Here is a 20,130-nt window from a genome sequence, read left to right as displayed (position 1 = left end):
TCATGAAAACAGAAAAAGCAGAGGCTGTTTTCGTTTTAGAAAATATTGTGCGCACATTTCCTGCGGGTGAGACATTTGTTACTGTCTTAAAGGATATCAATTTGACCATTAAACGTGGAGAAATGGTGGCAATTGTGGGGGCTTCTGGCTCTGGAAAGTCCACACTGATGAATATTTTGGGGTGTCTTGATCGACCAAGTTCTGGGCGTTATTGGATTTCAGGAAAAGAAACAGCTTCTCTTTCTGCTGATGAATTATCAGCTTTACGACGCAATCATTTTGGATTTATTTTTCAGCGCTATCACTTGTTGAATGAATTAACCGCCCTTGGAAATGTTGAAATTCCAGCTATTTATGCAGGTTATGCACCGGATATGAGAAAAAAACGTGCAGAAGCCCTTTTAACACGCTTAGGTATGAGAGAGAGAATTAATCATCGTCCCAATCAACTTTCAGGAGGGCAACAACAACGGGTATCTATTGCGCGGGCATTGATGAATAATGCGGAGGTTATTCTTGCCGATGAGCCAACCGGTGCACTAGACAAACAGAGTGGGCAAGAAGTGTTGCGTATTTTGGATGAGCTTCATCAAGAAGGGCGCACCATTATTATTGTAACGCATGATATGCAGGTGGCTAAAAGAGCAGATCGTATTATTGAAATCAGTGATGGGGAAATTATTGCTGATAAGCTCTCAAAAAGTGCAAAAACAAAAACGAGTGTTCAACCTCTTCAGGAACAAGAAAATATGAAAGATCCAAAAACATTGGGTTTTTTTCGTTCTTTTGTTGAACGTTTTCGTGAAGCATTTGTCATGGCATTGCTGGCTATGAATGCACACCGTATGCGAACTTTTTTAACAATGCTTGGGGTGATTATCGGTATTGGAGCGATTATTGCCATGGTTGCTTTGGGAAATGGCACGCGGGAAAAAATACTGGATAATTTTAAAAGTTTGGGGTCTAATACATTAACCATTTTGCCTGGAAAAAGCCTCTCTGATCCACAAGCAGAGAAAATAACCAGTTTGGTGGAAGCGGATGCAGAAGCCCTTTCTAAATTACCCTATATTTCTGGTGTAACACCTCAGATTTCAGCAAGTTCTATGGTTCGTTTTGGTGCAGTTGAAGTCAATGCTGTCATTTCTGGGGTAGGAGAACAATATTTTCAAACACAGGGACTTAAAGCGGTTCAAGGGCAGTTATTTGATCAAAAAAGTGTGCATGAGCGGGCGGTTGATCTCGTTATCGAAAAGGAAGCACTTTCGGTGCTTTTCCCTCATAGTCATGGGAGTCCCATAGGGAAAATTGTTCATTTGGGTAATGTTCCTGCGCGCATTATTGGTGTGGTCGATCCTCAACATATGGGAGGAGGGTCTTCAAATACGTTGCAGGTTTATTTGCCCTATACAACTTTACAAACACGTTTTCTTGGTACAACTCAAGTTCGGGCCATTACTGTGAAGATTGCTGATCATATTGATTCAAATTTAGCCGAGAATATGGTGAAGCGTTTCCTTATTATGCGCCACGGTGGAGAGGATTTTTTCATTAGAAGTTCTCAGTTTTTTCGTGATCGTATCATGGAAAGCACACATATTTTAACGCTTTTAGTGTCTTCCATTGCTGCAATTTCACTGATTGTAGGGGGAATTGGGGTGATGAATATCATGTTGGTTACGGTTTCTGAACGGATCAATGAAATTGGGGTGCGTATGGCTGTTGGCGCACGCCAAAGTGATATCTTGCAGCAATTTCTTATTGAAGCAATTTTGGTTTGTGTCATTGGTGGTGGATTGGGCGTTCTCTTTGGGCTTTCTATCGGTGGTTTGTTTTTGTTGTTTAAGGCGCCTATTCACCTCGTCTATACGATGGATTCAATCATTCTATCTCTTACTTTTTCCACCCTCATCGGGGTATGTTTTGGCTTTTCGCCAGCGCGACAAGCTTCACGGCTTGATCCTGTTGTTGCACTCTCGCGGGATTAAGTGCTCATCAACCTAGGGCATGTTTATTGTTCTATCGGATGAAGTATTGGTGAAGGAAAACATGGATGTAAAACGTTAATGATCCGCTATCTTTATGCTTGATCAGGAGCATAACTGGAATCATCAGATATTGCTCTCCAATATTGCTACAGCCGTTGGCATAAGAAGAGTTGAGATTTGAAACTCTTCATAAAAGGCATTTTCCATTCCTTCATGCGCGTAACTCAGCTTTCTTTAGACTATTTATTTAAGACATTACTTTTTTCTTCTCCATCTTCTTATTTTTGGGTCCGGGATAACAAGCTATTTTGGTTATCTGAGACAAGGATGCTATCGGTGTTTTCGTGAGGGGAGACTTTAAAAACCAACTTCATAAAATGCCGGTTTGATCTCATAATTTTGGTGAGGAGGATAAAAAGCTTGAGAGGTGGAAAGCCTCTCATCTTGAATGACGTGTGAATGAAAAGGGCTTTCATTTATTGAAAAAGCATAATCTCATACTTAGCAGGAGCGAGACGGAATAAGAGGGTATCGTAAAACCAAGCTGCAGATAAGCTGCCGAAAAAAAAGACAATCGCAACAATGACTATTATGGTGTTTTCTGATGTTGTTTCTCCTAGCCCTCCTAGTATACTCCCCACAATAAAAAAAAGTAAAAAGAAAGCTGATCCGAACGCTAGAAAGTTTAATACAGCAAGAATCGGACCACGAAAGAACAAAAGAAAAAGAAAGATGAAAAAAATTAATATGTTGAATATTGTACGCGTTATCGTTCTTAGAATGTGTCGTTTTGTGTGGGGCGTTTCTTTCCTAGTGTCTTGTGTGTTTACAGATGTCGTGTCCATTTCCCCCTCTCATTTTTTTAAGTTCAATCCTAAAATTATTGCGCACTTTATTGTGTCTTTTACAAAAGACAATAAAATATTTTCAAAATCATCAGACTTTCCTTTTATTTCCATAAGAGAGGAGACATGCAATCAATTCATTAGATAGTTTGGTAGGAGGCAAAGAGATTTCCTCATATCATGTCGTCAAGGATAGAAAGAACATCTTAAAATTAAGATATTTTAAACCTTTTGGGGGTGACACAAGAGGCATTGACGAATTGGTCTAGATTCGATAATTGAAGGTATTTTAAATTGGGGGGGGGAAGCATGACGACGCTACAATCGCTTTTACAGACTTATCGTGAGGAAGCGCGTACTGAACGGGATAAGGGCACGTATTTTGAGCGTTTGGCTCTTGCTTATCTGACCCATGACCCTCTCCAGTCTCAGTGTTATGAAAAGGTTCAAACTTTTAAAGATTGGGCGCACGAAAATGGCTGGGATGGTCGTGATACTGGGATTGATCTGGTGGCAAAGCTTCGTCATGAAGATGGTTTTGCGGCAATCCAATGTAAATTTTATGATGAATCCTATCGGATTAAAAAAGCAGATATTGATAGTTTTATTTCAGCATCAGGGAAAGAACCGTTTAAGCAGCGTGTGATCATAGACAGCACTATAAATGCTTGGACTGACAATGCTGAAACAATGATACGGGGGCAAAAAATTCCTGTGATACGGATTAATCTTTCCGATATGCAAAAAAGTCCAATTCGTTGGGAGACTTTTGCAGCCAAAGGCATAATTGCGTTGGAGGGTAAAAAGAAACTCCGTCCCCATCAGGGGGAGGCATTGCGTTTTGTGCGTGCGGGGCTTGCTCAGGCTGATCGGGGTAAGCTCATTATGGCTTGTGGAACCGGTAAAACATTTACCAGTCTTAAAATTGCTGAAGATTTAGCCGGTCAAGGTAAGTTTGTTTTGTTTCTTGTGCCCTCCTTGGCACTGATGTCACAGACGGTGCGTGAATGGACGACGGATGCAGAAATTGATTTACGTTCCTTTGCGGTTTGTTCTGATACACAAGTGGGAAAGCGTCGTAAAAATAGTGATGATGTTGCAGAAATTGATGTGTGTGATCTTGCTTTTCCAGCGACAACCGATGCAGCAAAACTGGCAGAACAGGTGGGCAAAACTGTTGCAGATGAGATGAGCGTGGTGTTTGCAACCTATCAATCCATTCAGGTGATTGCAGATGCCCAGAAAAACTATGGTTTTCCCACCTTTGATCTGATCATTTGTGATGAGGCGCATCGTACAACAGGGGCAACGCTGGAGGGGGAGGATGAATCCAATTTTGTGAAGGTGCATTCCAATGATGCTATTCGTGCTAAAAAACGCCTTTATATGACAGCAACCCCCCGCATTTTTGGGGATAACGCAAAAAGTCGCGCACATGAGGCCAATGCCGTTCTTGCTTCGATGGATGATGAAAAGCTTTTTGGTAAAACACTTTTTTATCGAGGGTTTTCATGGGCTGTACAGCATGACCTTTTAACGGACTATAAGGTTATTGTCTTAGCTGTGGATGAAAAACTCGTCAGTTCCGCTGTTCAAAAGCGTCTTAGTGATAGCGAGTCTGCGCTTATTCTTGATGATGCTACGAAGATTATTGGTTGTTATAAGGCGCTGACAAAACAGGATATGAAGGCTGATGTTGGTATGGATCAATATCCCATGCATCGTGCTTTAGCGTTTTGTAAAGATATTCGCAGTTCTAAACTGGTCCGTGATGAATTTTCTGCGGTTGTTGAGGAATATCTTGAGTATACGCAAGGGAATACGGAAAATGAGAATTTTCTGCAGTGTGAAATTGAACATGTTGATGGTACTTTTAATGCCAAGGATCGTGGTGCACTGCTTGATTGGTTGAAAGCGGATAGTGGTGATGAGGTTTGTCGTATTTTGACTAATGCCCGTTGTTTGTCTGAGGGGGTGGATGTTCCAGCTCTTGATGCCATTATGTTTTTAAATCCACGCAAGAGTCAGATTGATGTTGTGCAAGCGGTTGGGCGGGTGATGCGTCGCAGTGAAGGCAAAAAGATGGGGTATGTCATTTTGCCCATTGGTGTTCCTTTTGATACGCCAGCAGAACAGGCTTTAAACAACAATGATAAATATCGGGTTGTTTGGCAAATTTTAAATGCTTTGCGCGCCCATGATGATCGTTTTGATGCGACGATTAATAAGGCATCCTTGGGGCAAGATATCAGTAATGTGATTGAGATTATTGGGGTGACACAGAGTACTGAGTTACAGGCTGTGACAGCTGTTGTCGAGAGTCTTCCGGTCCGCTCACAACCGGCACGATCGGGCATTGGAAGTCCTGAGCGTGATTTGCTTTTTATAGATGAGAACAAAGGGCAGCTTTCCTTCTCTGTGGATGAGCTTTCGCGTGCCATCATGGCTAAGATTGTTAAAAAATGCGGGACACGGGATTATTGGGAAGATTGGGCGAGCAATATTGCGGAAATTGCTAAAAATCATATCACGCGCTTAACAGGGATTCTGGCAGAGCCAGAGACGAGGGCGCGTCAAGCTTTTGATCAGTTTTTAGCAGAATTGCGTGATGACTTAAACAATACGATTACAGAGGCTGATGCGATTGAGATGTTGGCACAACATATTATCACGCGTCCTGTTTTTCAGGTGTTGTTTGAAGGTTATCAGTTTACGCGTGAAAATCCTGTCTCGCGTGCTATGCAACAGATGCTTGATGTGCTTGATGAGGAAAATCTTGATAAGGAATCCAAAGATCTTGAGAAATTTTACGCCAGTGTAAAATTACGCGCCAGTGGTATTACCGATCCACAAGCAAAGCAGAGGTTAATTATCGAGCTTTACGATAAATTTTTTCGTTATGCTTTTCCGCGAACAGTAGAAAAACTCGGCATTGTTTATACGCCTGTGGAGGTGGTGGATTTTATCATTCATTCTGTCAATGATGTGTTAAAACAAGAATTTGGCCAAACCCTTGGTTCTTCGGGGGTGCACATCATGGATCCCTTTACCGGAACGGGGACTTTTATCACACGGCTTTTGCAATCAGGCTTGATCAAACCAGAAGAAATGAAGCACAAATTTTGTCATGAAATTCATGCCAATGAAATCGTGCTTTTAGCCTATTATATCGCAGCCATTAATATTGAAACAACCTATCATGGTTTGATGGGGGGTGATTATGTTCCCTTTGAGGGGATTTGCTTGACCGATACATTTCAGTTGTATGAGCAAGACAAAGATCTGATTAGCGATTTGCTAGCGGCTAACAGCACCCGCAGGTCACGCCAGAAGGAACTGGATATTCGTGTTATCGTAGGCAATCCTCCTTATTCTTTTGGGCAAAAGAATGAAAATGATAATGCGAAAAATATTGGCTATCCTAAATTGGATCATCGTATCCGTGAAACCTATGCTGTTCAATCCAAAGCAAGTAATGTTAATAGGCTTTATGACAGTTATATTCGTGCTATTCGCTGGGCAAGTGATCGCATAAAGAAAAGTGGTGTTATTGGTTTTGTGACGGGGTCAGGTTATGTTGAAAAATTAGCGATGGATGGTCTCAGAAAAAATTTGAGTGAGGAATTCTCAAACATTTATGTTCTCAATTTACGGGGCGATATTCGTAAAAATATGATGAGTAAAGGGCGCGCTCAAGAAGGGCAAAATGTTTTCGGTAGTGGCAGCATGACAGGAATTGCGGTGACGCTGTTTGTTAAAAATCCCAATGCTACAGGACCTTGTAAAATTTACTATCATGATATTGGCAATAATCTCACGACAAAAGAAAAACTCTGTGAGCTTAAGCGATTGAGTAGTATTGGTGGCATTAAGCGTGAACTTGGCTGGCAGATGATTACGCCAGATGAACACGGCGATTGGATTAATCAACGTGATGAAAGTTTTGAAAAATTTCTAGCCTTAGGTGATAAGAAGGGCAGTGATAAAAGACTTTTTGAAAATTTTTCACTTGGTATTTCAACTAATCGTAGTGCTTGGGCCTATAATTCAAGTCGTGAAGCTCTGGCAAACAATATGAATCATATGATTGCTTTCTATAATAGTGAAGTAGAACGTTTTAATGCTTCACATTTTGATCGTAAAATGCGTGCGGATATTATGAATGGTTTTGTCAATACAGATGCTAAAAAGATCAGTTGGAGTAGTAGTCTTAAAGAAGAATTAATAAGGGGGAAGTTTTTCAAATTTGAGAGTGATTGCTTAGTTCAGAGTTTGTATCGTCCTTTTACACGACAGTGGCTTTATTATAATCGTGCTTTCAATGAGAGAGTATATCAAATGCCGCGTATTTTTCCTCTAGAAAAAGCTGTTGAAAATAGGGTGATACAAGTTACGGGAATTGGAGCAAACAATGGTTTTTCTGTTTTAATGAGTAGGATTTTGCTTGATATTCAGGTAATAAGTAATGGTCAATGTTTTCCACGGTATGTTTATGAGGATTTTAAGTCTTTAGAGGATAAAGATGAGGATCAGGCTCATTTATTTACAAATTTTGCAGAGGAAAACAAAAAAGCTGGTCTGCAGCGGCGTGATGCACTGACAGATGAAGGGTTAGCACATTTTAAGGCAGCCTATCCTAGTGAAGTGATTACAAAAGATGATTTGTTTTATTATGTCTATGGGATTTTGCATTCTGAGGATTATCGCAAGCGTTATGCGCATAATCTGTCTAAAGAATTGCCACGGATTCCAACGGTTAAAAAAGCAGAAGACTTTTGGGCTTTTGTAACAGCAGGGCGAAAGCTTGGCGATTTGCACATGAATTATGAAGAGGTTGAGCCCTATCCGGTGACCTATAAACAGGGGGATCCAAAAACTTGGGTGATTGCTGATGCGGTGAGTTTCTATCGTGTTCAAGCGATGAAATTTGCGGGTAAGCGCGGGGCTATTGATAAAAGCACCGTGGTTTATAATAGCAATATTACCATGCAGAATATTCCCCTTGAAGCTTATGACTATGTGGTGAATGGGAGGTCCGCTCTTGAATGGGTGATGGAGCGGCAGATTGTCAAAACAGATAAAGCAAGTGGGATTGTGAATGATGCTAATCGTTATGCTGTTGAGACGGTGGGTAATCCAGCCTATCCTTTGGAATTGTTTCAACGGGTTATTACGGTAAGCTTAGAAACCATGAAAATTGTGCGTAATCTTCCAAAATTGGAAGTGCGAGAAACTGAAAAGGTTCAGTTGTCCATTGTGCGGTAAAATGAGAGTCTTTGGGGGTGGTGATAAAACATTCTTCTTTAAGGGAGCGTGATCCAAGCCAGCATCATTATCCACTGCCCCCAATTTTGTGATAAGCCCTTGGCACTTGAGACTTTTCATAAGAGGCATGCTGTTTTGGGACAGTTTTATGCCACGCAGCTTCTCTTTTCTTGTGATGTGTAACAAAACAGTTTTGATTGTTTCAATAGAGAATAGATCTGAAAAAAGGGAATCTTACGGTATTTAAAACTCTTATTTAAGATAAATTATGGTAGATAATCATTATAAATCAATGTGTTGTAATGAATGCATAAGTGTATTGGGGCGTTTGCTTGGCAGGAGGATTTGTTTGTCAAACCTTTATGGAGGAATCCCGTGAGAAGGGTATGGAGAAAATACTAGGAAATGGTCAGAAAGTGGCAAGATTTAAGGGTACCAGAATAAAGGATCAGGAGGGAAATCAGAAGGCGGTTCTGATATAGACTTGGAGCGTTTTAATATATTGGACTATAAGAATGCGGGCTTGCTTGATCTGTTGTATTGTACTTTCAGCATCGCTCTTTTTCACAGGATAAGCAATGAAATGGATATCAGGCATGAGATATTTAAGTTCACGCATTGAGCGCCATATGTGGTAATCATGGGTGACGATATAAAGGGTCTTATAGTGGTGCTTTTTAATCCAAGCGGCGCTTTCTTCGGCGTTTCCTCTGGTGTTAATTGCTTGGTGTCCAATGTCAATACAACAGGAGATAAGCTGTGGGCTAATATGCATATTATGCATAAAACCCTTTAGATTGGTTGAGGCGTTTACGCCACTGATGAGAAGTCGTGAACCAAGCCCTTTTTGTAAGAGATGAAGTCCTGTCTCTATTCGGTGTTCTCCACCTGTAAGCACGATGATGGCATCGGCTTTGGGAAGAGGCGTTGGGGGAGAAAGCCGTTCGGTTTTTTCAGAAAAAATAATAAAACCACCCCAAAAAATGAAAACAATGACGGCAAGAGTAAGGGTTGTGGGTGGAAAATAGCGAAATAAACGGCGGGGAGACCAGCTATGGTAGGGCTGTTTTGAAACAGGACGTTCTAAATTATTTTGAGTCAATGAGTTGGAGCTGTTGTGAGTCATAAAATTAAAATAAACCATTTTCACATTGATCGATTTTTTTCAGTTGCGCTAAAATAGTCATGCGGTTTGTCAAAGTGGTGAGAAAAGAAACAAAAATAATCAGGAGAATAATTTTTCCATAAGGAATGGAATTTATGGAAATATGTCCAAATAAAGCGGTTACTTGGCTGGCTTCTGCTCTTCCTAAGTTATAATTTGTCCACAGACAAAGGGTTGAGAACAGAAATATACTTGTGAGACCACCATATAAAGCACCGCGCAGCGCATTTTTAAAAAAATGCCAGTCAAATTGACGCGCAATGAAAAGGGTTTCAGTACCAAGAAAATATAACACATTGATAATATGGGCATTTTCTGCCAATGCATTGCGGGTGGCAAAAACAATGGTGAGGATAAGAGAGCCTAAAACCAATGCTAAAATTGAAAAACCAATAAAAACAGTGGTATATGCCATGGTTGCAAAACGATGGACCCAAACACGGTGATCATCAAATTGACCGCCTGGAATTTGAGTTTTAATGGCATGATTAATGGCGGCAAAATTGATTGTCTCATCTTCTTTTAAGGTGACAATGATCAGGCGGGGAAGGGGCAATTCGTTCAAATTAAAACCTGTTCCAAGCCATGGCTCGAGTAACTTTTCGGTGGCGTTTTGGTCAACAATTTTTGCATCTTGTACACCAGAAAAGGTTTTAACCAATGTTACGGCATCATGAAGTGCTTTGTTGATATCAACATTGTCAATGGGGCGTATTTGTATTGTAGCTTCATAGCTAATCTGATTGCTCCAATTTTTGGCAGAACGCTGGACTAAATCAACACCAATTAAGGTGAGGCTTGAGAGAAATGTCATAATAGCAATCACGGCGACCAGCGCTTGTCCAGAAATGTTGCTACTGGGAATAATCGCCGTTGTGTTTTTTTTATTGCCGGTAAAAATGGAGAACAATTTATTCATGAATCGTCATCCGTCCATTATGGAGAAGCATACGTCGTGCTGCAACTTGTTCCATTAAGGCGATATCATGGGTGGCAATGATGACAGCCGTTCCAAAACGGTTTAATTCAATAAACAAGCGCAGCAGGCGTTTTGCTAAGGGCGGATCGACATTTCCTGTTGGTTCATCCGCAAGAAGAATTTCAGGCTGATCAATAAGCGCGCGCGCAATGGCGACTCTTTGTTTTTCCCCACCGGAAAGAACCGGTGGTAAAACATGAATATGATCGCCAAGACCTACCCAACAGAGAAGGTCTTCTACTTCACTGCGATAGGTTGCTTCTTCTTGCCCTTTAATACGTAAGGGCAAAGAGACATTTTCATAAGTGGTCATGTGGTCAAGGAGACGAAAATCTTGAAAAACCACACCAATACGTTGTCGCAGAGCTGGGAGCTCTTGTCGTCTGAGTAAGGCTGTGTCTGTTCCAAATAAATCAATATGACCACGCGTTGGTTTGAGTGCTAAAAACATCAGACGCATCAATGATGTCTTACCCGCTCCAGAGGCTCCCGTGAGAAATTGAAATGATCCAGCAGGAATATGAAAGCTAATATCACGAAGGATCTCTGGGCCCATTCCATAGCGCAGACCGACATTTTCAAAATGAATCACTTTTTATTCTTACTCCTGATTTTATCTTGTAGCATTTATTCTAAAAAATTTTGTCTTTTCGTTGCGTTAGGCTTTTGGTGTAAGCTTGTTCATTTTAGATTTCATGGTTTTTTCTGCGCTTTTGTTATCGACCAATATTCTTGCTCAAAAATATTATCATTTATACTTGCTCTTTCTCCCTTTATTTATGATTTTAGCAGGAATTTCAAAGTGATTCTAGCATAAACATTAGAATTATCTTTTCTTCTTGCTCAGAGACTTTTTGGCATTGAGGGGGGCATGAAGCCATTAAAAAGGCACTTTAGAAAAGCTCTGTTGCTCTTTTTATCTTATTTTCTTATTCACATGCATATTCCCATTAAGAGTATATTCCAATTAGGAAGTTTTTCTTCTTATCGGTGGTTTTCATAATAATGCCGAAATATTTGAGGAAAAAATAAAAACCACCGTATGGTTGTATTTTGTCGTGTTTTCTTAATCTTGTCGGTTGGCAATCAGATCTTCAACAACTTGTGGTTCGGCAAGGGTTGAAATATCTCCTAAATTATTGAAATCATTTTCAGCAATTTTGCGTAAAATACGTCTCATAATTTTTCCTGATCGCGTTTTGGGAAGTTGCGGAGCAAACTGAATTTTATCCAAAATGGCAATAGAGCCTATTTCCTTTCTGACATGTTTAATCAGCTCTTTGCACAACTCTTCACTGGATTTTTGCCCCTCCATGAGGGTGATAAAACTATAAATTCCTTGTCCTTTAATGGGATGTGGGTAACCTACAATAGCGGCTTCTGAAACAGCAGGGTGTAAAACAAGGGCAGATTCAATTTCAGCGGTTCCTAATCTGTGCCCTGAGACATTGAGAATGTCATCAACCCGTCCTGTAATCCAGTAATAGCCATCGCTATCGCGCCTACAGCCATCGCCTGTAAAATATTTTCCTTTATAGGTGGAAAAATAGGTTTGAATAAAGCGCTCGTGATCCTTATAGAGCGTGCGCATTTGTCCGGGCCATGAATCACTGATACAAAGATTGCCTTCTGCTTCATCTTCTAAAACATTTCCTTCAGCGTCAACGATTTGGGGTTGAACACCAAAAAAGGGACGTGTGGCTGAGCCTGCTTTGAGGGGTATTGCACCGGGGAGGGGGGTGATCATATGTCCCCCTGTTTCTGTTTGCCACCATGTGTCGAGAATCGGACAACGGTCATTTCCAATTGTGTGATAAAACCATTCCCATGCTTCTGGATTAATCGGTTCCCCTACAGTTCCTAAGAGACGTAAGGATGTCCTTTTCGAGCGTTCAACGAATGAATTACCTGCTCCCATTAAGGCGCGGATAGCAGTTGGTGCGGTGTAGAATATATTAACTTGGTGTTTGTCAACAATTTCCCAAAATCTACCCTTATCAGGAAAGGTTGGAGTGCCTTCAAACATTAAAGTGGTGGCTTTGTTGCACAGAGGTCCATAAACCAAGTAAGAATGCCCCGTAATCCAACCAATATCGGCTGTACACCAGTAAATTTCACTGGGGTGATAATCAAAAACATATTTGTGGGTCATTGCAGCAAAAACCAGATAACCTGCTGTGGTATGCAACACACCTTTGGGTTTGCCGGTTGAGCCTGAAGTATAAAGAATAAAAAGTGGATCTTCAGCATTCATGGGCTCTGCTGGACAGTCTGTTTTGGCATGAGCAATTTCTTCATGGTACCAAAAATCACGCCCTTCTACCCAATCAATTGGTCCACAAGTTCGCCGTATAACCATAACTTGATCGACACACACATTTTGACGGGCGGCAATCTCAATGGCATGGTCAACATTGTCTTTTAAGTTAATCCTTTTGCCACCACGCAAGCCATGGTCAGCGGTAATAATGAAGGTTGATTCACAGTCAACAAGGCGTCCTGCTATGGCTTCAGCAGAAAAGCCCGCAAAAATAACCGAATGAACAGCACCAATGCGGGCACAGGCGAGCATGGCATAGGCTGCTTCGGGAATCATGGGAAGATAAATGGTTACTTTATCGCCTTTCTTAATGCCACGGCTTTTTAAGAGATTGGCAAAACGACAAACATGTTCATAAAGCTCATTATATGTTATTTTTTTATCATGATAGGGGTTATCCCCTTCCCAAATCAGAGCGATTTTATCTCCATCGGTTTTCAGGTGGCGATCAATGCAATTATAGGCAACATTTGTTATCCCATCTTCGTACCATTGAATTGATACATCATCATTAAAAGAAGTGTTTTTTACTTTTGTAAAAGGTTTAAACCATTCAATACATTGACCATGTTTTGCCCAGAAGCTTTCTGGATCATTAATGCTTTCCTGATACCATTTTTGATAAGTTTCCTCATTGAGTAAAGTATTTTTTTTGATCTCTTCTGATATCGGATAAATTTTTTCAGTCATGCTTCCCTCTTTTAATTTATTGTTTGGAAAAATCAGCCATAGTATTTTTTAGGCAAAACTTCCCCATAAGCTTTTCATTGTGAGGGTAGACTAAATGACAAAGATTGGAATAGTCAATTTTAAAAATCTGATACGTTTGTCTTCAGATGAGTAACTTATGCTCATTTAGGGCACGCAAATGCGGAAGAACCTATTGTCGTACAGAGCTTTTTAACAAAAGCATAAAGATGTTAAAAAAACACCCTAGGAGAGGGAATGAGAGTGCTTTTTTGATGAGAATATTTTTATTTTGTACTCACTCATTTTAAAAGAATAAATTGACTAAATATTAATGTAAACCAAATTATCTACACAAAAAATTAGACATAATGAACATAATAACTGACGATAATGCCATTATAATAGACAACTTCCATCCCATACCACTGAATATTTTAAAAGGAAGGGCAATTATAGGAGTAATTATAATAAGCATGCAAAACAGTCTTATAATTTAATAAAGAATATTCATTATAAAATATTTCTCACAATTTGATATAAACCAATATAGTTAAGTAAAAGACTAACCATAAAGAATATAGAGCTTATTAATAATGAATTTTTTAGAGAATCTTTCCAACTATTATAATAAATAAATCTATAATAAAACATATATAAAAAACCAAAGAAAAACGTCGCTATAAGTGATTCAATGATTTTATAAGAAAAATCTGACATTACGAAATCCAAATTACAATACGTGTGATTATAAAGTATAAATATCTCTGAAGTCCATCTCAACCATAATTGTAGACAAAACTTAAATTTAGAAAATTATGTATCTAAGAAGTTAGTATTTTTTTGATTTATAACAGTCTAAAAGGAAATGAGTCTGTTATTGAATTTAGTTTTGTTGCCGTTGTTTTGTGTGTATGTGTTTTGCACTTACATATGAGGGGCTTTTATTTTTCAGATAAATATCGCCCTGTATTTTACATACAGTGTGTAGAAAGCCTTTGTTGTTCTTAATAATGGCATTCTTGGTGTTGAGTACAATTTTCTATATTTTCTCGGATGCAGAACATCTTTAGCGCATTGGTTTTTAGAGTTCGTCTTCGAAGCTTTTCTTTGCCGCTTGACAGCATTGAAGGGGCGCGTATCGGAAAGCTGAATAGAATGCATTTTTAACGAAAATTATCGCGGCAACTGGAATATTCTTTTATTTATTGTGCAATCCTTTTCCATTAATGCGCAACTTATTTTTATTGTTCTTATCACTTTTCCTTTAAAAATAGTTCTTTCCTTTTTTCTGGAGAGGGGGAGAAGGAGGTGTTTTTAAATAATTTAATATATTGATTTATAATGATAATATATCGTTATTTATCTTGAATTAGAACCTTGAATTTCGCAAGATTATTCTCTCATTTCAAATCTTTTCCATGGTGAATCAATCAAAACCATTTGCTTTCACGTTACAAGAGGGGAAGCCTTGCGTGGCGTAAAACTGTACAAGAAAGACATACCTTTTATAAAGCGGTTTCAATAGTTTAATGGTTGTCACAACATTGGGAAGAAGTGTAGAATGGCGCCAGCTTACCTCTTCATAAAGCACAGAGTCAAGGTGAAGAACCCTGAAAGCTAAAGCAGAAATTGCCTTGAAGTCATTTTATGGGTTGAAGATGGGCTGGTGAGAATCTCCTGAAGAGCGGTTTTTCTGTTCATTTTGCTCATAGGGTGAAAGAAAGACGGGAATGTTTTCTGTTAGAGTTGCTCTTTTATTGAGGGGAATATTTTTTCTCATGTCTGTTGTTTTTTGCTTGTTCGGAGAGTTTTCAAGGGGAATTATATGAAGGGGGAATGAATTTATATGAAAGGGAATGACTTCATACAGGGCGTTTGCCGAATAAAGCAGAGCCAATGCGAAGGACATTCGAGCCAAATTGTAGGGCTGTTTTAAAGTCATTAGACATGCCCATGGAAAGCTTTAGAAGACCGGCTTGTTTTGCTAGTTTTGCTAATAGGGCGAAATAGGGTCCAGGGTTTTCGTCGACAGGAGGGATGGCCATCAGACCAATAATATCAAGTTCATAGTTGTTTTTACATTGAGAAACAAAAGGGATCACGTCTTGCGGCGAAATGCCAGTTTTTTGTGGCTCTAAGCCAATATTGACCTGAACATAGCAGGGGAGATGCTTTTTTTGTTTTTGCATTTCTTCTGCCAAAATTTTAGCTATTTTTTCACGATCAACCGTTTGAATGACATCAAAAATTTTAACAGCTTCAGCGGCTTTATTGGATTGTAGAGGACCAATGAGATGAAGTTTAATATTTTCAAATTGTTGACGTAACTCCAGCCATTTTTGTGCTGCTTCTTGCACACGATTTTCTGCAAATTGAGAGTGACCAGCTTGCAAAAGGGGACGTATATCAGCAGCAGAAACAGTTTTTGAAACAGCAATCAGTTCAACTTCTTCCACAGGGCGTTGGAGCTCTTGGCATGTTGCTGCAATGTCTTTTTGAAGGTTTTGCCATGCTTCAATGGAAGAGCCTTGGGGGCGTGTGTGTGTCTTCATATTTTTGTGCTTTACCGTTTTTATTCAAGTTTTATACAAGTTTTATTCAGGGGGTGGTTATTTTTATAAAATACTTCGGGAAATATTGCACGAAAATGTTGACGATGAGGTTAATCCATGGTCAAGCATAATAAAACAAGTTTTTGGTTCAGTTTTATTAAAAGAGTATCATGGGAATGACATTTGAGCATTATAAGATAGGTGAACGCTATAATCCACGTGCGAGAGAAAAAAAATGGCAAGAAATTTGGGATGAAAAGAAAATTTTTCAGACTGTAGGGGAAAATGGTCGTAAAAAATATTATGTTTTAGAGATGTTTCCTTATCCATCAGGCCGTATTCACATGGGGCATGTGCGTAATTATGCCATGGGAGATGTGGTGGCACGCTATAAACGCGCAAAGGGGTTTAATGTGCTTCATCCTATGGGCTGGGATGCTTTTGGAATGCCGGCTGAAAATGCTGCTTTGCAAAGTAAAGTGCATCCTAAAACGTGGACCTATGAAAATATTGCCGTCATGCGGGGGCAATTAAAGCAATTAGGACTCTCACTCGATTGGACACGGGAATTTGCAACGTGTGATGTGGACTATTACCACCGCCAACAAATGCTGTTCCTTGACTTCTATCAAAAGGGGTTGGTGACACGTAAAGTGGCTAAGGTCAATTGGGATCCCGTTGACCACACGGTTTTGGCCAATGAACAGGTTGTGGATGGACGGGGTTGGCGTTCGGGCGCGTTGGTGGAACAGCGGGAATTAACCCAGTGGTTTTTCAAAATTAGCGATTTTAGTGAAGATTTACTCGCAGGACTTGAAGAACTGGATCAATGGCCTGAAAAAGTCCGTACGATGCAAAAAAATTGGATCGGAAAATCCCAAGGTTTGCTGATTCGTTGGGCTTTAAAGGCAACAGCTGATGATGCAAGGGATGCTCATGATGTTTGTCAGTCCTTTAATGAGGTTGTTTGTTATTCAACGCGTCCTGATACCCTGTTTGGTGCTTCTTTTTTGGCTCTGTCTGTTGATCATCCCATTGCGCAAGCTCTTGCAAAAAAAGACAAAGCCTTGGCAGCTTTTGTTGAGAGTTGTCGGAGTGGTGGAACAACAACAGCAGCCCTTGAAACAGCGGAAAAACAAGGGTTTCGCACATCGCTTGTGGCAGTACATCCTTTTGATGTGGCGGTGCATATCCCCGTTTATATCGCTAATTTTGTGTTGATGGACTATGGAACGGGGGCTGTTTTTGGCTGTCCAGCCCATGATCAGAGAGATTTCGATTTTGCGCGTAAATATGATCTTCCGATAAAACCTGTGGTTTTGCCAAAAGGGACGAAGAAAGAAAATTTTGTCATTACTGAAACACCTTATGTGGGTGATGGGGTGATGATTAACTCCAGCTTTTTGAATGGCTTGACGCCCCAACAAGCCTTTGAGGAAGCTGCCAAAAGGCTTGAGGGGCAACTGCTCAATGGGCAACCGCAGGGAGAAAAAACAGTGCAATTTCGATTGCGTGATTGGGGAATTTCGCGTCAACGTTATTGGGGATGCCCCATTCCGATGATCCATTGTAAAACGTGTGGTGTTGTGCCTGTCCCCCGTTCTGATTTACCGGTTGTATTGCCTGATGATGTTACTTTTGATCAGCCGGGAAACCCTCTTGCACGCCATGAAAGGTGGCAAGCTGTTGCTTGTCCTTCCTGCGGTCAATCTGCCAAACGCGAAACCGATACCATGGATACTTTTGTGGATTCTTCTTGGTATTATGCGCGCTTTACGAATCCTTTTGCCGCAGAACCTGTTGAAAAACAAGCAACCGCTGAATGGTTGCCTGTGCAACAATATATTGGTGGAATTGAGCATGCTATTCTCCATCTTCTTTATGCGCGCTTTTTTATGCGTGCTATGAAACTGGTTGGTCATGTGAGTGTGGATGAGCCTTTTAAGGGGTTGTTTACGCAAGGCATGGTGGTGCATGAAACCTATCGCGATGATCAAGGGTGGGTTTCTCCAGCAGAGATTTCGATTGTTGAAAAAGATGGAAAACGGTGCGCTTATAAATTGACCGATCAAAGTGAAGTGACGATTGGTTTGATTGAGAAAATGTCAAAATCAAAAAAGAATGTCGTTGATCCTGATGATATTATTGCCTCCTATGGCGCTGATACGGTACGCTGGTTTGTGTTGTCTGATTCACCGCCGGAAAGAGATGTTATCTGGACAGAATCGGGTGTTGAAGGTGCGCATCGCTTTGTCCAGCGTGTTTGGCGCCATGTGGCTTTGAGTGCTTCTGTTTTAAGGGATGTCGCCCCTTGTGCAGGGCATCAGGGGACAGCTTTGGAACTCTCAAAGGTTGCACATCGCACGCTTCACGCTGTCGAAGATGATTTAGAAAAATTTGCTTTTAATCGGGCTATTGCACGTCTTTATGAATTCTTGAATATTATGGCACCTTTGTTAAATAAGGTAGAAGATGTTGAGGATGAAATGAAAGCGGCTTTGCGTCAAGCTATGGATTTTTTCCTTGCTATGATTGCACCGATCATGCCCCATTTAGCTGAAGAATGCCATGCGGCTTTAGGGGAGAAAACTTTAATGTCTGAACTTGCTTGGCCTGTCTATGATCCCGCCTTAATTGTTGAAGAAAGCTATACTTTGCCGGTACAAATTAATGGTAAAAAACGCGGTGAGGTCACCGTTGCTGCAACTGCGAATGAGACAATGATTAAAGAAGCGGTTTTGGCTTTAGATTTCGTCCAAGTGCAGCTGGGTGAAAAACCTATGAAAAAAATCATTATTGTTCCACAAAGGATTGTGAATGTCGTTCTTTAAAAGTTTTCTGCTTGTTGTTTTAGCGGGTGTCTTCACACTGTTGTATGGATGCAAAGTTGAACCACTCTACCGTCAAGAGTCGCAGAGTTTAAGAGTAATGAATTCTGCTGTTTATGAGGGGTCTTACGCGCATCAGAATTCTCTTTCTGAGCAAGCTTCTTTGGGGCTTTCAGCAAAGCTTAGCTCTATTGTTTTGGAAGAGCCTTCGGATCGTTTTGGACAAATGGTGCGCAATCATCTGCTGTTTCTATTGTATGGAAAGGGTGGTAAACCTTCTCAACCGGCTTATCGATTGGCATTGCAGATATCCGTCTTGACAAGAGAATCAATGCAGATAGAGGTTGATTTTGAGAAAAAGAGAAAGGGGCGTCCTTCTGTTGGAACTGTTATGAGCAAAGCTTCCTATACCTTGCAGGATATGAAAAATAGACCTGTTGCAAAGGGAACAGCAATAATGAATGCATCTTTTGAGCGACTTCGTCAAGAATATGCAACGATAGAAGCAGAAGAAGATGCAAAAAAGCGTGTGGCAGAAGAGCTGGCTGAACAGATTTTTTTGTTACTTTCTAGAGATCTTTCCAATAAAACTTCTAGTTCTTAGGCAATATTTTGTCCTGTTTTTTGCCAATCGTTGAGAAATATTTGTAACCCTTTATCTGTAAGCGGATGGTTGACGAGGGCTTTTAAGATTGCGGGTGGAACGGTTGCAACGTCAGCACCGCTTAAGGCTGCTTCTTTTACATGGTTAACGGTGCGGATTGAAGCGGCTAAGATTTGTGTTTTAAAGTTATAGTTATCATAAATTGTGCGAATTTCATGAAGGAGTTCACTTCCATTGAGTCCGCAATCATCGAGTCTCCCAATAAAAGGCGAAACAAATGTTGCACCTGCTTTGGCTGCAAGTAAAGCTTGATTGGCAGAAAAACAAAGGGTGAGATTTGTTTTTAGTCCTTCGGCTGTAAGGGCTTTACAAGCTTTTAATCCATCCAGTGTTAAAGGAAGCTTGATGCAAATATTATCAGAAATTTTTGCTAAAACAGCCGCTTCTTTCATGATGTTTTCAAATTCCGTTGCGGCAACTTCAGCAGAAACAGGACCATTGACAAGACTACAAATTTCTTTTGTCACTTCAAGAATATTGCGTCCTGATTTGAGGATAAGAGAGGGATTGGTGGTCACACCATCAACAAGGCTTAAATTCTGTAATTCTCGGATTTCTTCAATATTGGCGCTGTCCACAAAAAATTTCATCTCTAACCTCTTCTTCTTTAGCTTTTTTATTCAAAGCTTTTCATGTTGTCGTCTGTTTTTTTGTTATGCGCTATTGTTGACTACAAAAGCAAGAGCAAGAATTTAATAGAAAGAATAAGAATGCTATGATGTTTATTATGCCCGCTTTCTGGAAAGGAAGATCGCGGGTCAGTGAATGGATTTTTGTGTCATAAATTACCCTTGAAGAAAGTATGTGTTTTACGCATGAAGTTTTTTCTATGTT

Annotated in this window: 10 protein-coding genes; 4 read left to right on the top strand and 6 right to left on the bottom strand. The window is 40.2% G+C overall.

The genetic code is table 11. From position 1 onward, the window contains the following. Nucleotides 1-2 precede the first annotated feature (2 nt). Together T429_RS0106425 and T429_RS0106415 are read left to right on the top strand one after the other, a co-directional pair. Entirely contained in the window at nt 3-1,988 is a 1,986-nt protein-coding gene (locus T429_RS0106425) for a MacB family efflux pump subunit (RefSeq protein ID WP_005774526.1), read from the top strand. Between the two features lie 1,154 nt (nt 1,989-3,142). Continuing rightward, on the top strand, nt 3,143-8,098 hold the full coding sequence (locus T429_RS0106415; protein ID WP_005774528.1) for a DEAD/DEAH box helicase: 4,956 nt from the start codon (nt 3,143-3,145) through the stop codon (nt 8,096-8,098). A gap of 460 nt (nt 8,099-8,558) precedes the next feature. Here T429_RS0106415 and T429_RS0106405 read toward each other — a convergent pair whose 3' ends face one another. The 5 genes from T429_RS0106405 to T429_RS0106380 all read right to left on the bottom strand — a co-directional run bounded on the left by T429_RS0106405 (nt 8,559) and on the right by T429_RS0106380 (nt 15,804). Then, entirely contained in the window at nt 8,559-9,242 is a 684-nt protein-coding gene (locus T429_RS0106405; RefSeq protein WP_005774529.1) for a YdcF family protein, read from the bottom strand. Continuing rightward, nucleotides 9,229-10,182: a cell division protein FtsX gene (locus T429_RS0106400; RefSeq protein WP_005774530.1), complete on the bottom strand. Its 954-nt coding sequence runs from the start codon at nt 10,180-10,182 to the stop codon at nt 9,229-9,231. The genes T429_RS0106405 and T429_RS0106400 overlap by 14 nt, the downstream gene beginning before the upstream one ends. Beyond that, nucleotides 10,175-10,834, bottom strand: a complete 660-nt coding sequence (gene ftsE, locus T429_RS0106395) for a cell division ATP-binding protein FtsE (RefSeq protein WP_005774531.1) — start codon at nt 10,832-10,834, stop codon at nt 10,175-10,177. The genes T429_RS0106400 and ftsE overlap by 8 nt, the downstream gene beginning before the upstream one ends. A 474-nt stretch (nt 10,835-11,308) precedes the next feature. Next, nucleotides 11,309-13,252 (bottom strand): acetate--CoA ligase, encoded by a 1,944-nt coding sequence (gene acs / locus T429_RS0106390; RefSeq protein WP_005774532.1) that lies wholly within the window; start codon nt 13,250-13,252, stop codon nt 11,309-11,311. A 1,862-nt stretch (nt 13,253-15,114) separates the two neighbouring features. Then, on the bottom strand, nt 15,115-15,804 hold the full coding sequence (locus T429_RS0106380) for a YggS family pyridoxal phosphate-dependent enzyme (RefSeq protein WP_005774535.1): 690 nt from the start codon (nt 15,802-15,804) through the stop codon (nt 15,115-15,117). Between the two features lie 176 nt (nt 15,805-15,980). Here T429_RS0106380 and leuS point away from each other — a divergent pair, with 176 nt between their 5' ends. Then, nucleotides 15,981-18,635: a leucine--tRNA ligase gene (leuS, locus tag T429_RS0106375; protein WP_005774536.1), complete on the top strand. Its 2,655-nt coding sequence runs from the start codon at nt 15,981-15,983 to the stop codon at nt 18,633-18,635. Beyond that, complete coding sequence (locus T429_RS0106370; protein WP_005774537.1) at nt 18,622-19,236, top strand: LPS assembly lipoprotein LptE; 615 nt, start codon at nt 18,622-18,624, stop codon at nt 19,234-19,236. Before leuS ends, T429_RS0106370 begins: the two co-directional genes overlap by 14 nt. Here the strand turns inward: T429_RS0106370 and fsa are convergent. Next, nucleotides 19,233-19,886, bottom strand: coding sequence for a fructose-6-phosphate aldolase (gene fsa, locus T429_RS0106365; protein WP_005774538.1), 654 nt, complete (start codon nt 19,884-19,886; stop codon nt 19,233-19,235). The genes T429_RS0106370 and fsa overlap by 4 nt on opposite strands. Nucleotides 19,887-20,130: the final 244 nt, after the last annotated feature.

The sequence above is a fragment of the Bartonella elizabethae F9251 = ATCC 49927 genome (genome assembly GCF_000518165.1).
Classification (GTDB): Bacteria; Pseudomonadota; Alphaproteobacteria; order Rhizobiales; family Rhizobiaceae; genus Bartonella; species Bartonella elizabethae.
Note: the sequence above shows the minus strand (reverse complement) of the source record. Positions and strands in the feature narration are given on the sequence as shown.

Excerpts from the sequence above, each read along its gene's own strand:
- T429_RS0106405 (WP_005774529.1), bottom strand. The coding sequence starts at position 9,242 with ATGGTTTATTTTAATTTTATGACTCACAACAGCTCCAACTCATTGACT.
- T429_RS0106400 (WP_005774530.1), bottom strand. The coding sequence starts at position 10,182 with ATGAATAAATTGTTCTCCATTTTTACCGGCAATAAAAAAAACACAACG.
- T429_RS0106370 (WP_005774537.1), top strand. The coding sequence starts at position 18,622 with ATGTCGTTCTTTAAAAGTTTTCTGCTTGTTGTTTTAGCGGGTGTCTTC.
- T429_RS0106425 (WP_005774526.1), top strand. The coding sequence starts at position 3 with ATGAAAACAGAAAAAGCAGAGGCTGTTTTCGTTTTAGAAAATATTGTG.
- T429_RS0106380 (WP_005774535.1), bottom strand. The coding sequence starts at position 15,804 with ATGAAGACACACACACGCCCCCAAGGCTCTTCCATTGAAGCATGGCAA.
- leuS (WP_005774536.1), top strand. The coding sequence starts at position 15,981 with ATGACATTTGAGCATTATAAGATAGGTGAACGCTATAATCCACGTGCG.
- T429_RS0106415 (WP_005774528.1), top strand. The coding sequence starts at position 3,143 with ATGACGACGCTACAATCGCTTTTACAGACTTATCGTGAGGAAGCGCGT.
- acs (WP_005774532.1), bottom strand. The coding sequence starts at position 13,252 with ATGACTGAAAAAATTTATCCGATATCAGAAGAGATCAAAAAAAATACT.
- fsa (WP_005774538.1), bottom strand. The coding sequence starts at position 19,886 with ATGAAATTTTTTGTGGACAGCGCCAATATTGAAGAAATCCGAGAATTA.